The organism is Pseudomonas sp. J380 (assembly GCF_009827115.1).
GTDB lineage: Bacteria > Pseudomonadota > Gammaproteobacteria > Pseudomonadales > Pseudomonadaceae > Aquipseudomonas > Aquipseudomonas paracarnis.
Map to the genome: position 1 here is coordinate 4,264,628 of NZ_CP043060.1, position 17,432 is coordinate 4,282,059.

General features: G+C 61.5%; 19 protein-coding genes. 9 read left to right on the plus strand and 10 right to left on the minus strand.

The genetic code is table 11. From position 1 onward, the window contains the following. Positions 1-2: 2 nt before the first annotated feature. Positions 3-1,406, minus strand: a complete 1,404-nt coding sequence (locus tag FXO12_RS19170) for a NorM family multidrug efflux MATE transporter (protein WP_054917116.1) — start codon at positions 1,404-1,406, stop codon at positions 3-5. 152 nt (positions 1,407-1,558) lie between these two features. Between FXO12_RS19170 and FXO12_RS19175 the strand changes: the two genes are divergently transcribed. Further along, positions 1,559-2,479, plus strand: a complete 921-nt coding sequence (locus FXO12_RS19175; RefSeq protein WP_014720465.1) for a LysR substrate-binding domain-containing protein — start codon at positions 1,559-1,561, stop codon at positions 2,477-2,479. A 176-nt stretch (positions 2,480-2,655) separates the two neighbouring features. Beyond that, the gene (locus FXO12_RS19180) at positions 2,656-4,632 is read left to right on the plus strand and encodes a methyl-accepting chemotaxis protein (protein ID WP_054896018.1); all 1,977 of its coding nucleotides are present in this window, start codon (positions 2,656-2,658) and stop codon (positions 4,630-4,632) included. Between the two features lie 3 nt (positions 4,633-4,635). Here FXO12_RS19180 and FXO12_RS19185 read toward each other — a convergent pair whose 3' ends face one another. Then, complete coding sequence (locus FXO12_RS19185) at positions 4,636-5,550, minus strand: ABC transporter six-transmembrane domain-containing protein (protein ID WP_034129060.1); 915 nt, start codon at positions 5,548-5,550, stop codon at positions 4,636-4,638. A gap of 112 nt (positions 5,551-5,662) precedes the next feature. Between FXO12_RS19185 and FXO12_RS19190 the strand changes: the two genes are divergently transcribed. Then, entirely contained in the window at positions 5,663-6,238 is a 576-nt protein-coding gene (locus FXO12_RS19190) for a TetR/AcrR family transcriptional regulator (protein WP_057975304.1), read from the plus strand. A 6-nt stretch (positions 6,239-6,244) separates the two neighbouring features. On the opposite strand, the gene FXO12_RS19195 is transcribed toward FXO12_RS19190, so the two are convergent. Together FXO12_RS19195 and FXO12_RS19200 are read right to left on the minus strand one after the other, a co-directional pair. After that, entirely contained in the window at positions 6,245-7,741 is a 1,497-nt protein-coding gene (locus FXO12_RS19195; RefSeq protein ID WP_057975305.1) for a YifB family Mg chelatase-like AAA ATPase, read from the minus strand. Between the two features lie 650 nt (positions 7,742-8,391). Next, a complete protein-coding gene (locus FXO12_RS19200; RefSeq protein ID WP_057975306.1) occupies positions 8,392-8,655 on the minus strand; it encodes an accessory factor UbiK family protein in 264 nt (87 codons plus the stop codon). 423 nt (positions 8,656-9,078) lie between these two features. On the opposite strand from FXO12_RS19200, the gene glnK reads away from it, so the two are divergent. The 4 genes from glnK to sutA all read left to right on the plus strand — a co-directional run bounded on the left by glnK (position 9,079) and on the right by sutA (position 11,859). Further along, positions 9,079-9,417: a P-II family nitrogen regulator gene (gene glnK / locus FXO12_RS19205; protein ID WP_002555808.1), complete on the plus strand. Its 339-nt coding sequence runs from the start codon at positions 9,079-9,081 to the stop codon at positions 9,415-9,417. Positions 9,418-9,451: 34 nt separating this feature from the next. Next, positions 9,452-10,789, plus strand: a complete 1,338-nt coding sequence (locus tag FXO12_RS19210; RefSeq protein WP_020302863.1) for an ammonium transporter — start codon at positions 9,452-9,454, stop codon at positions 10,787-10,789. Positions 10,790-10,998: 209 nt separating this feature from the next. Continuing rightward, positions 10,999-11,424 (plus strand): secondary thiamine-phosphate synthase enzyme YjbQ, encoded by a 426-nt coding sequence (locus tag FXO12_RS19215; RefSeq protein WP_034129056.1) that lies wholly within the window; start codon positions 10,999-11,001, stop codon positions 11,422-11,424. A 102-nt stretch (positions 11,425-11,526) separates the two neighbouring features. Continuing rightward, the gene (sutA, locus tag FXO12_RS19220; RefSeq protein ID WP_014720461.1) at positions 11,527-11,859 is read left to right on the plus strand and encodes a transcriptional regulator SutA; all 333 of its coding nucleotides are present in this window, start codon (positions 11,527-11,529) and stop codon (positions 11,857-11,859) included. Between the two features lie 188 nt (positions 11,860-12,047). On the opposite strand, the gene FXO12_RS19225 is transcribed toward sutA, so the two are convergent. The 6 genes from FXO12_RS19225 to FXO12_RS19250 are packed head-to-tail and all read right to left on the minus strand — an operon-like array spanning position 12,048 to position 16,635. Beyond that, complete coding sequence (locus FXO12_RS19225) at positions 12,048-12,743, minus strand: HAD family hydrolase (protein ID WP_034129055.1); 696 nt, start codon at positions 12,741-12,743, stop codon at positions 12,048-12,050. Beyond that, positions 12,740-13,639, minus strand: coding sequence for a tyrosine recombinase XerC (xerC, locus tag FXO12_RS19230; protein ID WP_034129054.1), 900 nt, complete (start codon positions 13,637-13,639; stop codon positions 12,740-12,742). The genes FXO12_RS19225 and xerC overlap by 4 nt, the downstream gene beginning before the upstream one ends. 2 nt (positions 13,640-13,641) lie before the next feature. After that, positions 13,642-14,358 (minus strand): DUF484 family protein, encoded by a 717-nt coding sequence (locus tag FXO12_RS19235; protein ID WP_054896015.1) that lies wholly within the window; start codon positions 14,356-14,358, stop codon positions 13,642-13,644. Positions 14,359-14,371: 13 nt separating this feature from the next. Continuing rightward, positions 14,372-15,202, minus strand: a complete 831-nt coding sequence (dapF, locus tag FXO12_RS19240; protein ID WP_034129052.1) for a diaminopimelate epimerase — start codon at positions 15,200-15,202, stop codon at positions 14,372-14,374. A gap of 3 nt (positions 15,203-15,205) precedes the next feature. Then, positions 15,206-16,453: a diaminopimelate decarboxylase gene (gene lysA / locus FXO12_RS19245; RefSeq protein WP_034129051.1), complete on the minus strand. Its 1,248-nt coding sequence runs from the start codon at positions 16,451-16,453 to the stop codon at positions 15,206-15,208. 14 nt (positions 16,454-16,467) lie between these two features. Further along, positions 16,468-16,635, minus strand: coding sequence for a lipoprotein (locus FXO12_RS19250; protein WP_003195417.1), 168 nt, complete (start codon positions 16,633-16,635; stop codon positions 16,468-16,470). 238 nt (positions 16,636-16,873) lie between these two features. On the opposite strand from FXO12_RS19250, the gene cyaY reads away from it, so the two are divergent. Beyond that, positions 16,874-17,206: an iron donor protein CyaY gene (gene cyaY, locus FXO12_RS19255; protein ID WP_034129050.1), complete on the plus strand. Its 333-nt coding sequence runs from the start codon at positions 16,874-16,876 to the stop codon at positions 17,204-17,206. After that, positions 17,206-17,427, plus strand: a complete 222-nt coding sequence (locus tag FXO12_RS19260) for a DUF1289 domain-containing protein (protein ID WP_215908744.1) — start codon at positions 17,206-17,208, stop codon at positions 17,425-17,427. The genes cyaY and FXO12_RS19260 overlap by 1 nt, the downstream gene beginning before the upstream one ends. Positions 17,428-17,432: the final 5 nt, after the last annotated feature.

Below are 17,432 nucleotides of genomic sequence, written 5' to 3' on the forward strand. Positions count from 1 at the left end.
CGCTAGTCAGGCAGGGCCGCTCGGAATCCAACAGGAGCATCCGGCTCCTGCCGAATCATCCGCTTCATTTTCGCCTCAAATGCCCAGGTCAGGCTCACCGCCGCACACGCCAGGCCCAGTGCCAGGCCCCACCAGACGCCTGTTGGCCCCCAACCCAGGGTGAACGCCATCAACCAGGCTGACGGTGCGCCAATCAGCCAATAGCAACCCAGGCCCACCAGGAAGGTGGTCTTGGCGTCCTTCAAGCCACGGATACAACCCATGGCTATGGTCTGCACGCCATCGAACAATTCAAACCAGGCGGCGACGGCCAGCAGGCTCACCGCCAGGACGATGACGTCATGGAACGCCGGGTCGTCATGGTCGAGGAACAGTCCGATCAGCGGGTCGGAAAACAGCCACAGTACCGCCGCAAACCCCAACATCACCATGGCGCCGAATCCTATGCCCACTCGTCCGGCCAGGCGTGCCTGCAGCAACTGCCCGGCGCCGTAATGCTGGCCGATGCGCATGGTCACCGCGTAGGACATCCCCGCCGGCACCATGAAGGCCACCGAGACAATCTGCAGGGCGATCTGGTGTGCCGCCAACTGCGTGCTGCCCATGGTGCCCATGCACAACGCCGCAAAGGCAAACAACCCGACCTCTACCGCATAGGTGCCGCCAATCGGCAGGCCCAGGCGCCACAGCTCGCGCAGGTAGTGGGTATTCAGGCGCAGCAGGCCTGTGCCCAGCGGGTAGGCGGCGTAGGTGCGGTTGCTGCGGATGTACCACATCAGTGCCAGCGCCATGCCATTGGCGACGATGGCGGTCACCAGGCCGATGCCCATCAGGCCCAGTTTCGGCAGGCCGAACATGCCTTCGATCAGCGCATGGTTGAGCAGGTAGTTGACCACGGTGCCGCACAGGCTGATCACCATCACCGGGGTGGCCTTGCCGATGGCGCTGGTAAAGCCGCGCAGGGCCATGAAGCTCAGGTAGCCGGGCAGGGCAAAGGGCAGGATCGTCAGAAATTGCCCGGCCGCATGCACGTTGGTTTCGGTCTGGCCGAACATCAGCAGCACCGGCTTCAAGTTCCATAACAGCAACGCCGCCGCCAGGGCCATCAGCCACGCCAGCCACAGCCCGGCCTGGGTCAGGCGAGTGGCGCCGTCGATATCGCCCGCGCCATGGCGAATGGCGACCAGGGTGCCCACGGCTGCGATCACGCCGATGCAGAAGATCGCCACGAACGAATAGCTCGCCGCGCCCAGGCCTCCGCCGGCCAGTGCCTCTGGGCTCAAGCGTGCCATCATCAAGGTGTCGGTCAGCACCATCAGCATGTGCGCCAACTGTGAGGCAATCAACGGCCCCGATAGCCGCAGAATGGCCCAGAGTTCGGTACGTGCCGGATGTTGCATGATCATCACACTCGAATGGTCAGGAAGGTGGGGAAGGGTTGATTCTCGGCGCATTCAGCGCATTGCACAAAAGGATAAAAGCGATCGTTGGCATGATTAAAACTCATGCATGAGCGATTCTGGTAGGGTTTCCAGATTGCGCAGTCGGAGCTTTCAGCATGTCTCGTCGTCTTCCTCCTCTTTATGCTTTGCGGGCATTTGAAGCCGCCTCCCGTCACCACTCGTTTACCCGTGCGGCTGAGGAATTGTCGATTACCCAGAGTGCGATCAGCCGGCATATCCGTACGCTCGAAGATTATTTCGCCTGCCGATTGTTCCAGCGCAGCGGGCGCACGTTGCAGCTCACGGAAGCGGCGCGTTTGTTGCTGCCAGGCGTACGGGAAGGCTTCGCTGCCCTGGAGCGTGCTTGCCATACCTTGAATGCCGAAGATGACATCCTGCGTATGAAGGCGCCGTCCACCTTGACCATGCGCTGGCTGCTGGCGCGGTTGAGTCGCTTCCGCGCGTTGCAGCCAGGCAATGAGGTGCAACTCACCAGTGCGTGGATGAGCATTGATGAAGTGGACTTCAACCAAGAGCCATTCGACTGCGCGGTGTTGCTCAGCAACGGGCACTTTCCGGCGGACTGGGAGGCCAGTTATCTGTTTGCGGAAATGCTTATCCCGGTGGGAGCGCCGAATCTGTTGGACGACGGTCCCTGGGACGTGACGCGGCTGGCAACCGCCGAACTGCTGCACCCGACGCCTGACCGCCGCGACTGGCGTTACTGGCTGCAGCGCATGGGGTTGTCATCTCACGTTTCACTCAAGGGTGGGCAGGTGTTCGACACGCTTGAACTGGGCATGATAGCCGCCGCCCGAGGCTATGGCGTCTCCATGGGGGATTTGCTGATGGTGGCCGAAGACGTGGCGCAGGGACGCTTGAGCCTGCCGTGGCCTACGGCGGTCGCCAGTGGGGAAAGCTACTACCTGGTGTGGCCGAAAACCCGTCCGGGTGGCGAACGTTTGCGACGGCTGGCGGAATTTCTTCAGGGTGAAGTCAAGGCGATGGAATTGCCCCAGGTTGAACGCCTCGATTGAGTAGGGCCGGACCGTTTGTGCAATCGTTTGCGGGATACCCCTGTGATTCGCTCAAGTATTGCCAAATGCCGCCGAAGAAAGGTGTTGGAACCCTCGTGCACTACCGTTTCCCACTAGATAATTTGCCGAGCAGCGCTATGAGATCAGGATGATCCTGGCCTCGGCCAGGAGCTGTCATGTCTCAACCCCGTGCCCGGATTGCCTCCCAGTTAGGCCTTGCACTCGCCGTGATTCTGGCTGTCGTGATCAGCGGCAGTACGGTCTTTGCCTTGCGTACCCTCGACTCCGCCAACCTCGCCACCCGCGAGGAACACTTGGCCAGCGAGGCACGTTTGCTCGCCGACCAACTCAACACCTTCCACAGCACCTTGCGTGAAAGCACCCAGCGTTTGAGCGGGCTGTTTGAAAAGCGCTTCGGCGCCGGCTTGAGTGTGCGTGCGGACCAGCCCGTGGCCGTGGCCGGCGTGCAGACGCCGAGCCTCTACCTGGGCAATGAGGTGCTGAACAATAACTTCGAAGAGGTGGATGAGTTCAAGCAGATGTCCGGTGGCGTGGCCACGGTGTTCGTGCGCAGCGGCGACGACTTTATCCGCGTCAGCACCTCCCTGACCAAGCAGGACGGCAATCGCGCCATTGGCACCGTGCTCGACCGTCAGGGCGCGGCCTACCAGCGCGTTGTGAGCGGCCAGACCTACATCGGCCGTGCCGTGTTGTTCGACCGCTCCTACATGACCCAATACAGCCCCGTACGTGACAGCAGTGGGCAGGTCATCGCCGTGCTGTTCATCGGTTTCGATTACACCGATGCCCAGAACGCCCAGTTTGAAAACCTCAAGCGCTTCCGCATCGGCCAGACCGGCTCCCTCGCGCTGCTGGATGAGCAAAAGCACTGGCTGGTGCCGCCGGCTGGCGTACAAGCGCCGGATCAGGCGATTGCCGTGATGCTCGACCTGGCGAAAAAGCCGGGTGCTGGCCGTTTCTGGAGCGACAAAAACGAAGATTTCTATAGTGTCTCGGTGCCGTTTGAAGGCGGCCCTTGGGCGGTGGTAGCGAGCATGCCCAAGGCTGAGATTCGCGCAGTGACCTGGGAAGTCGGCATCCGCCTAGTGATCGGCAGTGTGCTGGCGATGTTACTGGCAGTGGGCGCCACGGTGTGGCTGTTGCGCAGCAAGCTGGCGCCATTGAGCGAGCTGGTGCGCCAGGCCCAGGCCCTGGGCGCGGGCGATTTGAGTGCGCGGCTCAATGTGTCCAGCCATGACGAAATCGGCCAGCTGGCGCGTAGTTTCAACCAGATGGGTGAGGCGCTGTCGACCATGGTGTCGCATATCCGTACCGCCGCCGAACAGGTCAACAGCCGCGCCCAGGCGCTGTCGGGCTTGTCCGGCGGTGCCTATGAAGGCATGGAGCAGCAGTCCGGCGAGATCACCAGCATGGCCGGTGCGGTGGAAGAGTTCAGTGCTACCTCGCTGAACATTGCCGACAACATGGGCAACACCGAGCGCCTGGCTCAAGAGAATGCCCAGCAAACCCGTATCGGCCGCAGTTCGATGCAAGAGGCGTCATCGTCCCTGGAACATATCGCCACTGCGCTGAACAGCACCGCTGCCGTGATCAACACCCTGGGCCAGCGTTCCCAGGAAATCGGCGGGATCGTCGGCGTGATTACCGCCATCGCAGAACAGACCAACCTGCTGGCGCTCAACGCCGCCATCGAGGCCGCGCGCGCCGGCGAGCAAGGCCGTGGCTTCGCCGTGGTCGCCGACGAAGTGCGCAACCTGGCTTCGCGCACCCGCCAGGCCACCGATGAAATCTCCGGCATGATCCAGAGCATCCAGCAGGAAACCGGTAACGCCATCAGCACCATGGAGCACGGCAATGCGCTGATGCAGGAAGGCCTGTCGCGCAACGCCGATGTGGCCTCGGCCCTGGCGCGTATCGACGAGCAAAGCCGCTCGGCCGGCCAGCAATTTGCTGCGATCACCACCGCCACCCAGGAACAGAGCAGCACCGCGACCTTGCTCAGCAGCAACCTGCAGAGCATTGCGCTGGCCAACAGCGAGCAGCGTGAAGTGGTGTCCAACCTGGCGGTTACCGCCAAGGAACTGGAGACCTTGGCGGCAGGCTTGCGTCATGAGGTGGATCGGTTTCGTTGAGGCTCAGGCCTCCCCAAGCCCTGGGTCTACGCGCTTGCCAATGTCCTTGAGCCGCGCCAGTTGGTCGACCATGCCTGGCGCTTCGTCCAGGCTGGTGACGAAGGTCCACAGATAGGTCATGACGGCGTAGATGTGGCCGGCCTTCACCGCTGGGGACATGGCCAATTGGCTGATCGCAACCACGAACAGTAAGGCCGCGGTCATGCCGATAAACAGGAACGCCGCAGCCTCGCGGTCTGACAGCCAGATGCGCAGGCGTGACAGCACCTGGTAGTGGCGTCGCAGGGTCGGCGCGCCGACCTTTTCGACCAGGCCGATTTCTTTTTCCAGGCGGTTGTTCAGACGTTCGTGCAGCGCCTGATTGCGCTGGGCAAAACGCGGCAACAAGGTGATGCACAGCAGCAGGGCCGCCAGGCACGCCATGCCTACCCATGGCTCAATCACGATCAGCATCACTGCCGCGCCCACAATCGACACCAACGCCGTGGCGATGATAGGCACGTGCTTTTCAAAGAAGTCGACAAACTCCCGAGCAAGTACTACCCGTGCCGCCGATTTCGAGGTGCTGTGGTTCTGTTGGCGCTGGTTGAGAATGACCGGCACCGCAAGGTCCGCGTAGATGCGCGTGAACGTACGGGTGTCCAGCGCCCGTCTCGCCGCCCCAACGGCCCAGAACGCCATGACCACGGCGGCATACAGCAACGCACTGGTGGTATCGCCACGGATAATCGAATCCACCGCGAACCCGGCAAACAGTGGGTAAGCCAACAACAGCGCGTTCTCCAGCGCCACCAGCGACAAGGTGCAAGACAGCTTGCCGGGATAGGCTCTGGCAATAGCCTTGAGGGTCTGGCTGGCAGACTGCTGGCCGATTTTCTTGCTTTCTTCGATCAGAATTTGTGGGGTGACGGATGTCATGGGTGCACCAGAGGAGTAATAGACGCTATTATTGAGCGACTGCTCAAGTATCCTTGAGCGATCGCTCAAAAAGCAAGCGCCGCTTATCTGCTCGTGCTCGAAGGAATTGCCCATGTCGCGTACCGACCGTAAAGACCAGATCATCGCCGCCGCCCTGGAGCTGTTTCGCAGCAAGGGTTTCGCCGATGTATCCACCCGTGACCTCGCCGAACATGCCGGCTTGTCGCGCAGTCATGTCTATCACTACTTCAGCGACTGGAATGAACTGCGCCGCGAAGCCTTCGTACGCTTTGCCAATGAGCAACTGGATGAAGTGCGCGAGCCGTTGGCCGATGCGCCACCTCTGGAGGCGCTCGTGGGTTTTTTGCGCGACTGCCTGCCCAGCACCGCTGACGCCGGCTGGGCGCTGTGGCTCGACGCCTGGGACGAGGCCATGCATGACGCGCAAATGACCCAGGCTTATCTGGTAATCAACGCCCAATGGCAAAGCATGCTTGCCGAGGTGATCGAGCGGGGCGTTGCCGATAGCGTCTTTCGCTGCGAGTCGGCTCAACGCGCTGCACGGCAGATCTTCGCCCTGGCGATGGGCTATGCCGATGACCTGATGCTCAAGCCTTCCGCAGAGTCCGCAGAAGCGGCGCGGCAAGAAGTGCTGGAAGTGGCGAGGCTGCTGCTGGATTTTGCCTGACAAGTGCTAGCCATTTGCGGCTGGTCGGTACTGCAACGCCTCCGCCAAATGATGGCGGGCGATGCCTTCCACTTGCTCAAGGTCCGCCAGGGTGCGAGCCACCTTGAGCAATCGATGGGCTGCGCGCAGTGATAATGTCAGCCGCTCACACGCGCTTTCCAGCCAGCTTTCATCGGCTTTGGCCAACTGGCAGTGTTCGCGCAGCCGGGGCAGATCGAGGAATGCATTGGCGCAACCCTGGCGCTGGTGCTGGCGTTCCCGGGCTTGCGCCACCTGAGCGGACGCTTGCGCGGTGGTATCACCGGCTTGTTGGGCGGGGTTCAGCGCAGTGACCTCCCGCGCGACTGTCAGGTGCAAATCAATCCGGTCCAGCAACGGCCCGGAGAGCTTGTTGCGATAGCGCTGGATCTGCTCCGGTGTACACCGACAACGCCCGCTGGGCTCGCCCATGTAGCCGCAAGGGCAGGGGTTCATCGCCGCGACCAGTTGAAAGCGCGCCGGGAAGCGCACCCTGTCACGGGCGCGGGATATCACGATATGTCCCGATTCCAATGGCTCGCGCAGCACCTCCAGCACCTTGCGATCGAACTCTGGCAGCTCATCCAGGAACAACACCCCGTGATGGGCCAGGGTGATTTCCCCCGGTTGTGGCTTCGAGCCGCCACCCACCAGCGCCGGCCCGGATGCCGAGTGGTGCGGCTGGCGAAACGGGCGGTTTGGCCAATGGCTCAGCGGTGCCAGGCTGACCACGGATTGGATCGCTGCCACTTCCAGCGCTTCCTGCTCGCTCAACGGCGGCAGCAAGCCCGGTAGCCGGCTGGCCAATAAAGTCTTGCCGGTGCCTGGTGGCCCGGTGAACAACAGGTTATGCGCACCCGCCGCCGCGATCAGCAATGCTCGCTTGGCCGCGAGTTGGCCCTGTACTTCACTCAGGTCCGGGTAAGGTTTGTTCAGATACAGCAAGCCGTCGGACGCGTAGGGCTCAATCGGCACATGCCCATTCAGGTGCGCCACCACTTGCAGCAAGTGATCCACCGCAATCACCTTCAACCCCGACGCCAGGCACGCCTCCTCGGCATTGGCGCGCGGCACTATGACGGTGCGCCCGGCCTTGCGCGCCGCCAGCGCGGCCGGCAACACCCCCTTCACCGCGCGCACCTCGCCGGACAGCGCCAACTCCCCAAGGCATTCCACGTCATCGAGCATCAACGCCGGCACTTGCACACTGGCTGCCAGGATGCCCAGGGCAATCGCCAGATCAAAACGTCCGCCGTCCTTGGGCAGGTCGGCGGGCGCGAGATTGAGCGTGATGCGGCGGGCCGGATATTGCAGCGCCGAGTTGAGGATGGCGCTGCGCACGCGATCCTTGCTTTCCTTCACTGCAGTTTCGGGCAAACCCACGAGAGTGAGAGACGGCAGACCATTGGCCATGTGCACCTCGACGGTGACGGCGGGGGCTTCTACACCGACCTGGGCGCGGCTGTGGACGATGGCGAGGGACATGCTCGTTCCTTGAATGGGAGGGCCGCTTCCTGCGGTTTTTTCAAGGGTAGACGAGGTGGGATGGAGCGGGGCGGGGAGGTTTTACAGAACGTATCCGGGCGGCAATGCAAAACAAATGTGGGCGCGGGCTTGCCTGCGATGGCTGTGTGTCAGCAAAGAATCATCCGCTGATGCACCGCCATCGCAGCTTAGGTATCTACACAACTTTGTAGGCTGTCGCAGCAAGGTAACCACGATGCGAAGCGAGTCGCTCTTGATCTGCTTTTGATCTTAGGCGCCCCGTTAAACCACGCTGGCGAATTACGGGCACACCGAGCCTAAGCGAGGTGCCGAGTGGTGGGGCAAGAGCGTTTTGCTTACTTTTGTCTGGGCCGGCATTCCGGCTTTTCAAAAGTGAGCCGCCGTCAGGGCGGAACCCTGAGTGGCCGTTACCGCAGCAATGGATATGTACACAATCCAGCTGTGTTGACTGTCAGGGCGCTATCGCAGGCAAGCCAGCTCCCACATTTGGATCGCGGTGCGTCAGTTAGAACAGCGTCGGCTATCCGGTCGTCACGGGAGCAAGCTCCCTCGCCACAAGTCCAGCGTCGCCACAGCTGTGTAGATACCTATGGCCATCGCAGGCAAGCCAGCTCCCACACTCACCTTGTTTATTCAGCAGAAGGTGGCGTCAACCGTGCTTCAAATTCAGCCACCTTCGCCTCCAGGCTCTCCAGCCTCGCACGTGTGCGGGCCAGTACCACCATCTGGCTGTCAAACTCTTCCCGGCTGACCAGATCGAGCTTGCTGAAACCACTCTGTAGCAAAGCCTTGAACTGGCTTTCGATTTCATTGCGGGGCAGCGGAGTGTCGCCGCTGAACAGGCGAGAGGCGTGGCCGCTCAGGGCGTCGAGGAAGTCTTTGGGCGCGAGCATTGGACATATTCCGGAAAACAGTTGGCCGGCAGTGTACCACGCAGCGTCTATAGTCATTTTCACGCCCCGCTGCGCACGGTTTTCGCGCATTGGGGCGGGCGGCTGCGCACTGTTTTGATGCGCATTGCGGCCGCGCAGGCGCCCCGTAGGTGGGCATAAGCGGGCAAAGGATTGATTTCGGTGGTTTTTACGGAGCTGGCAAGGTTTCTGCTTAGACGATCATGACCCATGCACTGATGCAGTCGCTGTGACGAATGCAGTGCGCCGACGGATCCGGGGTACAGGGCTCGTCACCAGTGGTTCGCTGGCGTCGCGACGGCAAATGCCGAGGCGACGATGCGTTACAAAGCCAGGCACTGCGCTTAGACTTGAGACGGGTTTGTTTTCCTGGGGCAAGTCCACCAAATTCGGGAGAGAGTTTTCATGAAGCTAGTCACTGCCATCATCAAGCCGTTCAAGTTGGACGATGTACGCGAGTCACTGTCCGAGATCGGCGTGCAGGGCATTACCGTTACTGAGGTCAAGGGCTTCGGTCGGCAGAAGGGTCATACCGAGCTGTATCGCGGCGCGGAATACGTGGTCGATTTCCTGCCGAAGGTGAAGATCGATGTCGCCATTGACGACAAGGATCTTGACCGGGTTATCGAGGCGATAACCAAGGCGGCCAACACCGGCAAGATCGGTGACGGCAAGATCTTCGTGGTCAATCTGGAACAGGCTATTCGCATCCGTACCGGCGAAACCGATACCGACGCAATCTAAGCCGCCAAACCCCAACGCCCCAGGAGAAAACAATATGACTCTGCGTAAATTCGCAGGGCTCGGAGCCCTGCTGTCCATCGTAATGCCAAGCCTGGCCATGGCGGCAGATGAAGTGGCTGCTCCAGTCCTCAATTCCGGCGACACCGCCTGGATGCTTACCGCCACCGCGCTGGTGCTGTTCATGACCATCCCTGGCCTGGCGCTGTTCTACGGCGGCATGGTCCGCTCCAAGAATATTCTGTCGGTGATGATGCAGTGCTTCGCCATCACTGGCCTGATCAGCATCCTGTGGGTTGTCTACGGCTACAGCATCGCGTTCGATACCACCGGTATGGAACAAGGTGTGGTCAACTTCAATTCCTTCTTCGGCGGCATGGGCAAGGCGTTCCTGGCGGGTGTCACCCCAGCCAGCATCACCGGGCCGGCGGCGCTGTTTCCGGAAGCCGTGTTCATCACCTTCCAGATGACCTTTGCCATCATTACTCCGGCGCTGATCGTCGGTGCTTTCGCTGAGCGTATGAAGTTCTCCGCGATGCTGATCTTCATGGCTATCTGGTTCACCCTGGTCTATGCGCCGATTGCGCACATGGTCTGGAGCGGCAATGGCGGCCTGATGTGGGACTGGGGCGTGCTGGACTTCGCCGGCGGCACCGTTGTGCACATCAACGCGGGTGTGGCTGGCCTGGTGGCGTGCATCGTGCTCGGCAAGCGCAAAGGCTTCCCCACCACCCCGATGGCCCCGCATAACCTGGGCTATACCCTGGTGGGCGCGGCCATGCTGTGGATCGGCTGGTTTGGCTTCAACGCCGGTTCCGCTGCGGCGGCCAACGGCACCGCGGGCATGGCGATGCTGGTAACTCAAATCGCTACCGCAGCTGCGGCCCTGGGCTGGATGTTTGCCGAGTGGATCACCCACGGCAAGCCAAGCGCACTGGGTATCGCCTCGGGCGTGGTCGCCGGCCTCGTCGCCGTGACACCAGCGGCTGGCACCGTGGGCCCGATGGGCGCCCTGGTGATTGGTCTGGTCGCCGGTGTGGTGTGCTTCTTCTGCGCGACCAGCCTCAAGCGCAAACTGGGTTATGACGACTCCCTGGACGCCTTCGGCGTGCACGGTATTGGCGGTATCGTCGGTGCGATCCTCACCGGTGTGTTCGCAGCTCCTGCTCTGGGCGGCTTCGGCACCGTGACCGACATCGCGGCCCAGGTCTGGATCCAGTGCAAAGGCGTGGGCTTCACCGTGATCTACACGGCGATTGTGACCTACGTCATCCTCAAGGTGCTCGACATGGTCATGGGCCTGCGTGTCACCGAAGAAGAAGAGGCGGTCGGCCTCGACCTGGCGCAACACAACGAGCGCGGCTACAACTTGTAACTACGCGAAAAAAACATGCCCGGCTTGCCGGGCATTTTTTTGCCCGGCGTTTGTCTGTGGCTAAAGGTGCATGGGTTTTCTATCGACTTTGTGATGGGATCCACACTGCACTTTTAAGGGTGCAAATGTCTTACAGGCATGAAGGCGTATTAGGCACTTTGTTTTTTCCCAGAGCGCGCTAGAATGCGCGCCGATGGGCGGAGAACTGTATGTGGCAACAGACCCTGATTACCCTGCGGGCCAAGCCCCGGGGCTTTCACTTGGTAACGGACGAGTTGCTTGCCGGCTTGCCTGAATTGAGGGCGTGCCGTGTGGGCCTGTTGCATCTGTGGCTGCAGCACACCTCGGCCTCGTTGACCGTCAACGAGAATGCCGACCCGGCGGTTCGCCGTGACTTCGAGCGTTTTTTCAACCTGCTGGTGCCACAAGGTCGCGCAGGGTTTGAACATAACGACGAAGGTCCGGATGATCTGCCGGCGCACTTCAAGGCCAGTCTGCTGGGCTGCCAGCTGAGTTTGCCGGTCAAGGCCGGCCGCTTGGCGATAGGGACCTGGCAAGGTGTTTATCTGGGCGAGCACCGTGATCATGGCGGTGCTCGTAAAGTCCTCGCCACCTTGCATGGTGAAGGGGCATAAGCCACTGGTGATCCAGTGGATGTTGATTTTTTTCCGGCAACCTCGACAGAGGGTGAAGCTGGGCTATAACTAATCTGCTTTTCGCAAGTCATGAGGTAGAACATGAGCGACGATGATCTGGAACAAGACGACCTCGAAGTAGGTGATGAAGACGACACCGAAGACGGTCTTGAAGTTGCGGCCGAAGACGTTGCTGAGGACGTCGATGACAGTGTTGGCGATGACGCGGCTCCCAAAGCCAAAGGCAAAGCCAAGGCGGCTGTGTCGGTAGACGAGTTGCCGAGCGTTGAAGCCAAGAACAAAGAGCGCGATGCCCTGGCGCGTGCGATGGAAGAGTTCCTCGCTAAAGGCGGCAAAGTGCAGGAAGTCGAGGCCAACGTGGTGGCTGATCCACCGAAGAAGCCGGATAACAAGTACGGCAGCCGACCTATCTGAGGTCTGCCTCCTGCTTGTAAGAAAAAGCCCGCCGTCGCTGCGGGCTTTTTCATGCCTGGAGCAATTTACCGGTTTGCTGCAATACCCTGTGGGAGCTGGCTTGCCTGCGATAGCGGTCTATCTGCGAGCCCTGTGTTGACTGATCCACCGCTATCGCAGGCAAGCCAGCTCCCACATTGGGGTCAGTGTTAGCTCCAGCGACTCAGCAGTGGCGGTAACTCCGTCAGGCTGCGAATCTGCGCATCCGGGCGCTTGTCACCCTCCCAGGCCTTGCCCGTGGGGTTGAACCACACTGCCCGCAGTCCCGCCTGCTGCGCGCCGGCGATGTCATCCCCAGGATGATCGCCCACATGCACTGCCGCGCTGGCATCCACACCGCCACGTTGCAGTGCTTCATGAAACAGCCGTGCATCCGGCTTGGCGATGCCGATATCTTCAGCGCGCAGGGCAAAGTGAAAGTAGTCCGCCAGGCCCACACGCTGCACATCGGCATTGCCATTGGTGATCACGCCGAGCAGGAAGTGCTGGCGCAGCGCCTTGAGCATCGGCTCGGCTTCCGGAAACACGCTGAGTTGGTGGCGTGCGTGGATGAACGCTTCGAAGCAGACATCCGCCATCTCTGTGGCCTCAGGCTGGGGATAACCGGCCTCCTCGAACGCATGCATCAACACGCGATGACGCAGCAGGCTGATACGGTGTTTGAGTTCGGGATGACGCTGCAGCACCTGCTGGCGCAGGCTGGCAAAATGCTCAAGGGGCAGGTCGCCGACCTTGGACGCGTGGGTCGCCAGCCATTCGCGCATCGACGCTTCGGCGCTGATGATGACGGGTACGTTGTCCCAGAGGGTGTCGTCCAGGTCGAAGGTAATCAGCTTGATACTCATGAGTCGCCGCCCTTGATGCGTTTGGCCCGTGGATGGGCGCTGTCGTACACCGTTGCCAGGTGCTGGAAGTCGAGGTGGGTGTAGATTTGCGTGGTCTTGATATCCGAGTGCCCGAGCAGCTCCTGCACGGCGCGCAGGTCCTGGGAGGATTCGAGCAGGTGGCTGGCAAAGGAATGACGCAACATGTGCGGGTGCAGATTCTGCCCCAGCTCGCGCTCGCCGGCAGCCTTGACCCGCAGTTGAATCGCGCGCGGCCCCAGGCGCCGGCCTTGCTGGCTGACAAACACGGCATCGTCTGCAGGGTTGGTCAGAAGGCGTAGCGGCAGCCATAGCTGCAAGGCTTCGCGGGCTTTCCTGCCCACGGGCAGTACGCGCGTCTTGCTGCCTTTGCCGAGCACTTGCACCAGGCCATCGGCGAGGTCTAACTGATCGAGGTTCAGGCCCGTCAGCTCCGACAGGCGCAGGCCCGAGGAGTAGAACAGCTCCAGGATTGCCTGGTCGCGATGGGCCAGGAAGTCATCCTCGACGGCACCGTCGAGCAATTGCAGGGCGCGGTCTGTGTCCAGGGTCTTGGGCAGGCGCCGTTCGCCTTTGGGCGGTGACAGGCCATTGGCCGGGTCGTGGTCGCACAGGCCTTCGCGATTGAGGTAGTGATAGAGGCCGCGCACCGCCGATAGCAGGCGAGACAGGCTGCGGGAGGATTGGCCCTGTTGGTGCAACCGGGCGACCAGGCTGCGCAGGGCCTGGATATCCAGGGCCTTCCAACTGCTGACGTGCTGTTTTTCGCAATAGGCCAGGACCTTGTTCAAGTCCCGCCGATAAGCTTCCAGCGTGTGGGACGACACCTGGCGCTCATTGCGCAGGTGAGCGCAGTAAGCGTCCAGTTGCCGCTCCATGATCAGCGCACCGCGCGCAGGGTGGTGGTGTGGCGTGGCAGGACGCGGCCCAGCACTTCGGCGATATAGGTCAGGAACAACGTGCCCACCGAGCTTTTGTAGTGCGCCGGGTCGCGGCTGGCGATGGCCAGTACCCCGTGCAAGCCTTGATGGCTGAGGGCGATAACGGCCGTAGAGCCGATCTGCTTGCGCTGTTCGGCGCCAAACAGGAAGTCCAGCTCATGCTCGCGCAAGGTGCCGCTGACGGTCTTGCCTTCGGACAGCAGGCCACCGATGGCCGTCTGCGCTTCGCCACCTGTGACCCAGCGCCCCACCGGCATCGGGTTGTCGCTGAACAGGATCAGGCTGACGAAGGGCACCTGGAAATCCTCGCGCAGGCTGTCTTCCACGGCGATCACCGTTTCTTCCAGGCTGGCGGCATCCATCAGGGCCAGAATCAGGCGGCGGGTCTTGTCGAACAAGCGGTCGTTGTCGCGGGCCACGTCCATCAGATGAGAGAGTCGGTGGCGCATTTCAATGTTGCGCTCGCGCAGGATCTTCATTTGCCGCTCCACCAGCGACACGGTATCGCCGCGCTGGTGGGGGATGCGCAGGGCCGGCAGCAGTTCTTCGTGCTCGACGAAGAAGTCCGGATTAGCCTCAAGGTACGCCGCGACAGCAGCGGCCTCCAGGCTTTCACTCGGGGTAGCGTGTGCGGGTACTTGAGGCTTATCGGTCATTAGCTTGGCTCACTCATAGACGGACCTGTCCTTCGTATACACGCGTGGCTGGCCCGGTCATCATCACCGGGTGGCCAGGGCCTGCCCATTCGATGGACAAACGTCCGCCGGGCAGGTCGATCAACAGTGGCGAATCCATCCACCCCTGGCTGATCGCGGCCACGGCAGCGGCGCAAGCACCGGTGCCGCAAGCCTGGGTTTCGCCGGCGCCGCGTTCCCATACGCGCAATTGCGCACGGTTACGGTCGATCACCTGCAGGAAGCCCACATTGACCCGTGCCGGAAAGCGCGGGTGATGTTCGATCTTCGGCCCCAGTTCATGCACGGGGGCGTTATTGATGTCGGTGACCCGCAGCACCGCATGGGGGTTGCCCATGGACACGGCGGCGACCTCCACGGTTTTGCCCTCCACATCCAGTGGGTAACTGAGGGCCTGCTCGGTGGCCTGGAACGGAATATCCGCCGGCACCAGGCGTGGGGCGCCCATGTTGACGCTGATCTGGCCATCATTGCGGATGTCCAGTTCGATCACGCCACCCTTGGTTTCGACGCGAATCTGGCGTTTGGCAGTCAGGCGTTTGTCGAGCACAAAGCGCGCAAAGCAGCGCGCGCCGTTGCCACACTGTTCCACTTCGGAACCGTCGGAGTTGAAGATCCGGTAACGGAAATCCACCTCCGGGTTGCTCGGCGCCTCGACCAGCAGCAACTGGTCGAAACCGATCCCGGTGTGGCGATCGCCCCACTGTTTGGCGTGCTTGGGCAGGATGTGCGCGTGCTGGCTGACCAGGTCGAGGACCATGAAATCATTACCCAGCCCGTGCATCTTGGTAAAACGCAGCAGCATGGCTTACTCCGGCAGCAGGCTTTCGCCAGCATACAACTCGGCTACCGTCTCGCGGCGACGCACTTCAAATGCTTGATCACCGTCCACCAGCACCTCGGCGGTGCGCCCGCGGGTGTTGTAGTTGGAACTCATGACAAACCCGTAGGCACCGGCCGAATGCACGGCCAGCAGATCACCTTCTTCAAGCGCAAGCTGACGGTCCTTGGCCAGGAAGTCGCCGGTCTCGCAGATGGGCCCGACGATGTCATAGGCGCGGGCGTCGCTTGCGCGCGGCGTCACGGCGGTGACGTCCATCCAGGCCTGGTACAGCGCCGGGCGGATCAGGTCGTTCATCGCCGCATCGACGATGGCGAAATCCTTGTGCTCAGTGTGCTTGAGGTACTCGACCTGGGTCAGCAGCACGCCAGCGTTGGCGACGATGTAGCGGCCTGGCTCGAACATCAGCGTCAGGTCGCGGCCTTCGATGCGTTCGCGCACGGCCTGGATATAATCGGCAATCAGCGGCGGCTCTTCATCGCGATAACGCACGCCCACGCCACCACCGAGGTCGATGTGGTGCAGGTAGATGCCGCACTCGCCCAGGCGGTCGATCAAGGCCAGTAGGCGGTCGAGGGCATCCAGGAACGGTGGCAGGGTGGTAAGTTGCGAGCCGATATGGCAGTCGACACCCAGCACTTCCAGGTTCGGCAGTTGGGCGGCGCGGATGTACACGTCCTCGGCGTCGGCGATGGCAATGCCGAACTTGTTCTCTTTGAGACCGGTGGAGATGTACGGGTGGGTGCCGGCGTCGACATCCGGATTGACGCGCAGGGAGATCGGCGCACGCACGCCCATCTCGGCGGCGACCATTTGCAGGCGCTCCAGCTCGTCGGTGGATTCGACGTTGAAGCAATGCACGCCGACTTCCAGGGCGCGGCGCATGTCTTCGCGGCTCTTGCCGACGCCAGAGAAGACAATTTTGTCCGCCTGGCCGCCGGCGGCCAGTACGCGTTCCAGCTCGCCACGGGATACGATGTCAAAACCAGCGCCAAGACGCGCCAGGACATTGAGTACACCCAGGTTGGAGTTGGCCTTGACTGCGTAGCACACCAGGTGCGGCACGCCGTCGAGGGCGTCGGTGAACGAGCGGTATTGAGCTTCGATATGCGCACGCGAGTACACATAGGTCGGGGTGCCGAAGCGCTGGGCAATCGCGGACAATGCCACGCCTTCCGCGAACAGCTCGCCGTCCCGGTAGTTAAAAGCGTCCATAAGTTTCCCTTAACTTAGTAGGTGTCGTGCTTATGGGCTTTTGACGGCTTTTGCGACGATTGCGCCTGTTCGTTTGGATCTTTGCTGTCATCCGGCAGGTACAACGGGCCTTTCTGGCCACAGGCACTAACGAGGCAAGCGACCGCGACGAGCGCAGCAAGGGAAGAGATCAGGCGCTTCATGGCGAAATCCTTGAATATGCATTAATTGCGCCCGAGTATACCGACCACCCGCCAGCTTGCCTATGCGCCGCACCACCCGTCCGGCGGGGGTTTGCCGAGACAGTAGGGAAGCAGGCTACGATGCCTGGGGATATTTCGTACCGTCATCCGTGATGAAATCAGTATCCTTTGCAATCGGCGAAGCTCGCCCGTATCGTGCGGCGCTTGAGCAAAACCAGACACTTTTGAGGTTGCCACAATGAGTTTGACCGAAGCCCGTTTTCACGACCTGGTGGATGCCACCCAAGAGAAGCTGGAAGATATTTTCGACGACAGCGGCCTGGACGTGGACCTGGAAAGCTCGGCCGGTGTGCTGACGGTCAAGTTCGAGAGCGGCCAGCAATTGATCTTCAGTCGCCAGGAGCCGCTGCGTCAGTTGTGGCTGGCGGCGCGCTCCGGTGGCGTTCACTTCGACTACGATGAAGAAAGCGGCAAATGGCAGTGCGACAAGAGTGAAGAGTTGCTGGGTGAGATGCTTATGCGCCTGGTTCAGGAATACACCGGCGTCGAGCTGGATTTCGACGAGATCTGATGGTGAGTGAGCCTGTAGCCGTACGCCCGCCCAAGCCGCTGTTCAGCAATGTCAGCCCGGCGGTGCCGTCACCTTGTATCAGTTTGTGTCGCCTGGACGAGCGGAAAGTCTGCCTTGGCTGCTTTCGCCATGTGGAAGACATCCGGGAATGGCGCTCTGCCGACGATGCGCGGCGCCGGGTGATCTGCGCCGAGGCCGAGCAGCGCAAGGCGAGCGCCTGACGGCG

Bases quoted from the DNA above. Each gene is read 5' to 3' on its own strand.
- FXO12_RS19170 (WP_054917116.1), bottom strand. From the start codon at position 1,406: ATGATCATGCAACATCCGGCACGTACCGAACTCTGGGCCATTCTGCGG.
- FXO12_RS19175 (WP_014720465.1), top strand. From the start codon at position 1,559: ATGTCTCGTCGTCTTCCTCCTCTTTATGCTTTGCGGGCATTTGAAGCC.
- FXO12_RS19180 (WP_054896018.1), top strand. From the start codon at position 2,656: ATGTCTCAACCCCGTGCCCGGATTGCCTCCCAGTTAGGCCTTGCACTC.
- FXO12_RS19185 (WP_034129060.1), bottom strand. From the start codon at position 5,550: ATGACATCCGTCACCCCACAAATTCTGATCGAAGAAAGCAAGAAAATC.
- FXO12_RS19190 (WP_057975304.1), top strand. From the start codon at position 5,663: ATGTCGCGTACCGACCGTAAAGACCAGATCATCGCCGCCGCCCTGGAG.
- FXO12_RS19195 (WP_057975305.1), bottom strand. From the start codon at position 7,741: ATGTCCCTCGCCATCGTCCACAGCCGCGCCCAGGTCGGTGTAGAAGCC.
- FXO12_RS19200 (WP_057975306.1), bottom strand. From the start codon at position 8,655: ATGCTCGCGCCCAAAGACTTCCTCGACGCCCTGAGCGGCCACGCCTCT.
- glnK (WP_002555808.1), top strand. From the start codon at position 9,079: ATGAAGCTAGTCACTGCCATCATCAAGCCGTTCAAGTTGGACGATGTA.
- FXO12_RS19210 (WP_020302863.1), top strand. From the start codon at position 9,452: ATGACTCTGCGTAAATTCGCAGGGCTCGGAGCCCTGCTGTCCATCGTA.
- FXO12_RS19215 (WP_034129056.1), top strand. From the start codon at position 10,999: ATGTGGCAACAGACCCTGATTACCCTGCGGGCCAAGCCCCGGGGCTTT.
- sutA (WP_014720461.1), top strand. From the start codon at position 11,527: ATGAGCGACGATGATCTGGAACAAGACGACCTCGAAGTAGGTGATGAA.
- FXO12_RS19225 (WP_034129055.1), bottom strand. From the start codon at position 12,743: ATGAGTATCAAGCTGATTACCTTCGACCTGGACGACACCCTCTGGGAC.
- xerC (WP_034129054.1), bottom strand. From the start codon at position 13,639: ATGGAGCGGCAACTGGACGCTTACTGCGCTCACCTGCGCAATGAGCGC.
- FXO12_RS19235 (WP_054896015.1), bottom strand. From the start codon at position 14,358: ATGACCGATAAGCCTCAAGTACCCGCACACGCTACCCCGAGTGAAAGC.
- dapF (WP_034129052.1), bottom strand. From the start codon at position 15,202: ATGCTGCTGCGTTTTACCAAGATGCACGGGCTGGGTAATGATTTCATG.
- lysA (WP_034129051.1), bottom strand. From the start codon at position 16,453: ATGGACGCTTTTAACTACCGGGACGGCGAGCTGTTCGCGGAAGGCGTG.
- FXO12_RS19250 (WP_003195417.1), bottom strand. From the start codon at position 16,635: ATGAAGCGCCTGATCTCTTCCCTTGCTGCGCTCGTCGCGGTCGCTTGC.
- cyaY (WP_034129050.1), top strand. From the start codon at position 16,874: ATGAGTTTGACCGAAGCCCGTTTTCACGACCTGGTGGATGCCACCCAA.
- FXO12_RS19260 (WP_215908744.1), top strand. From the start codon at position 17,206: ATGGTGAGTGAGCCTGTAGCCGTACGCCCGCCCAAGCCGCTGTTCAGC.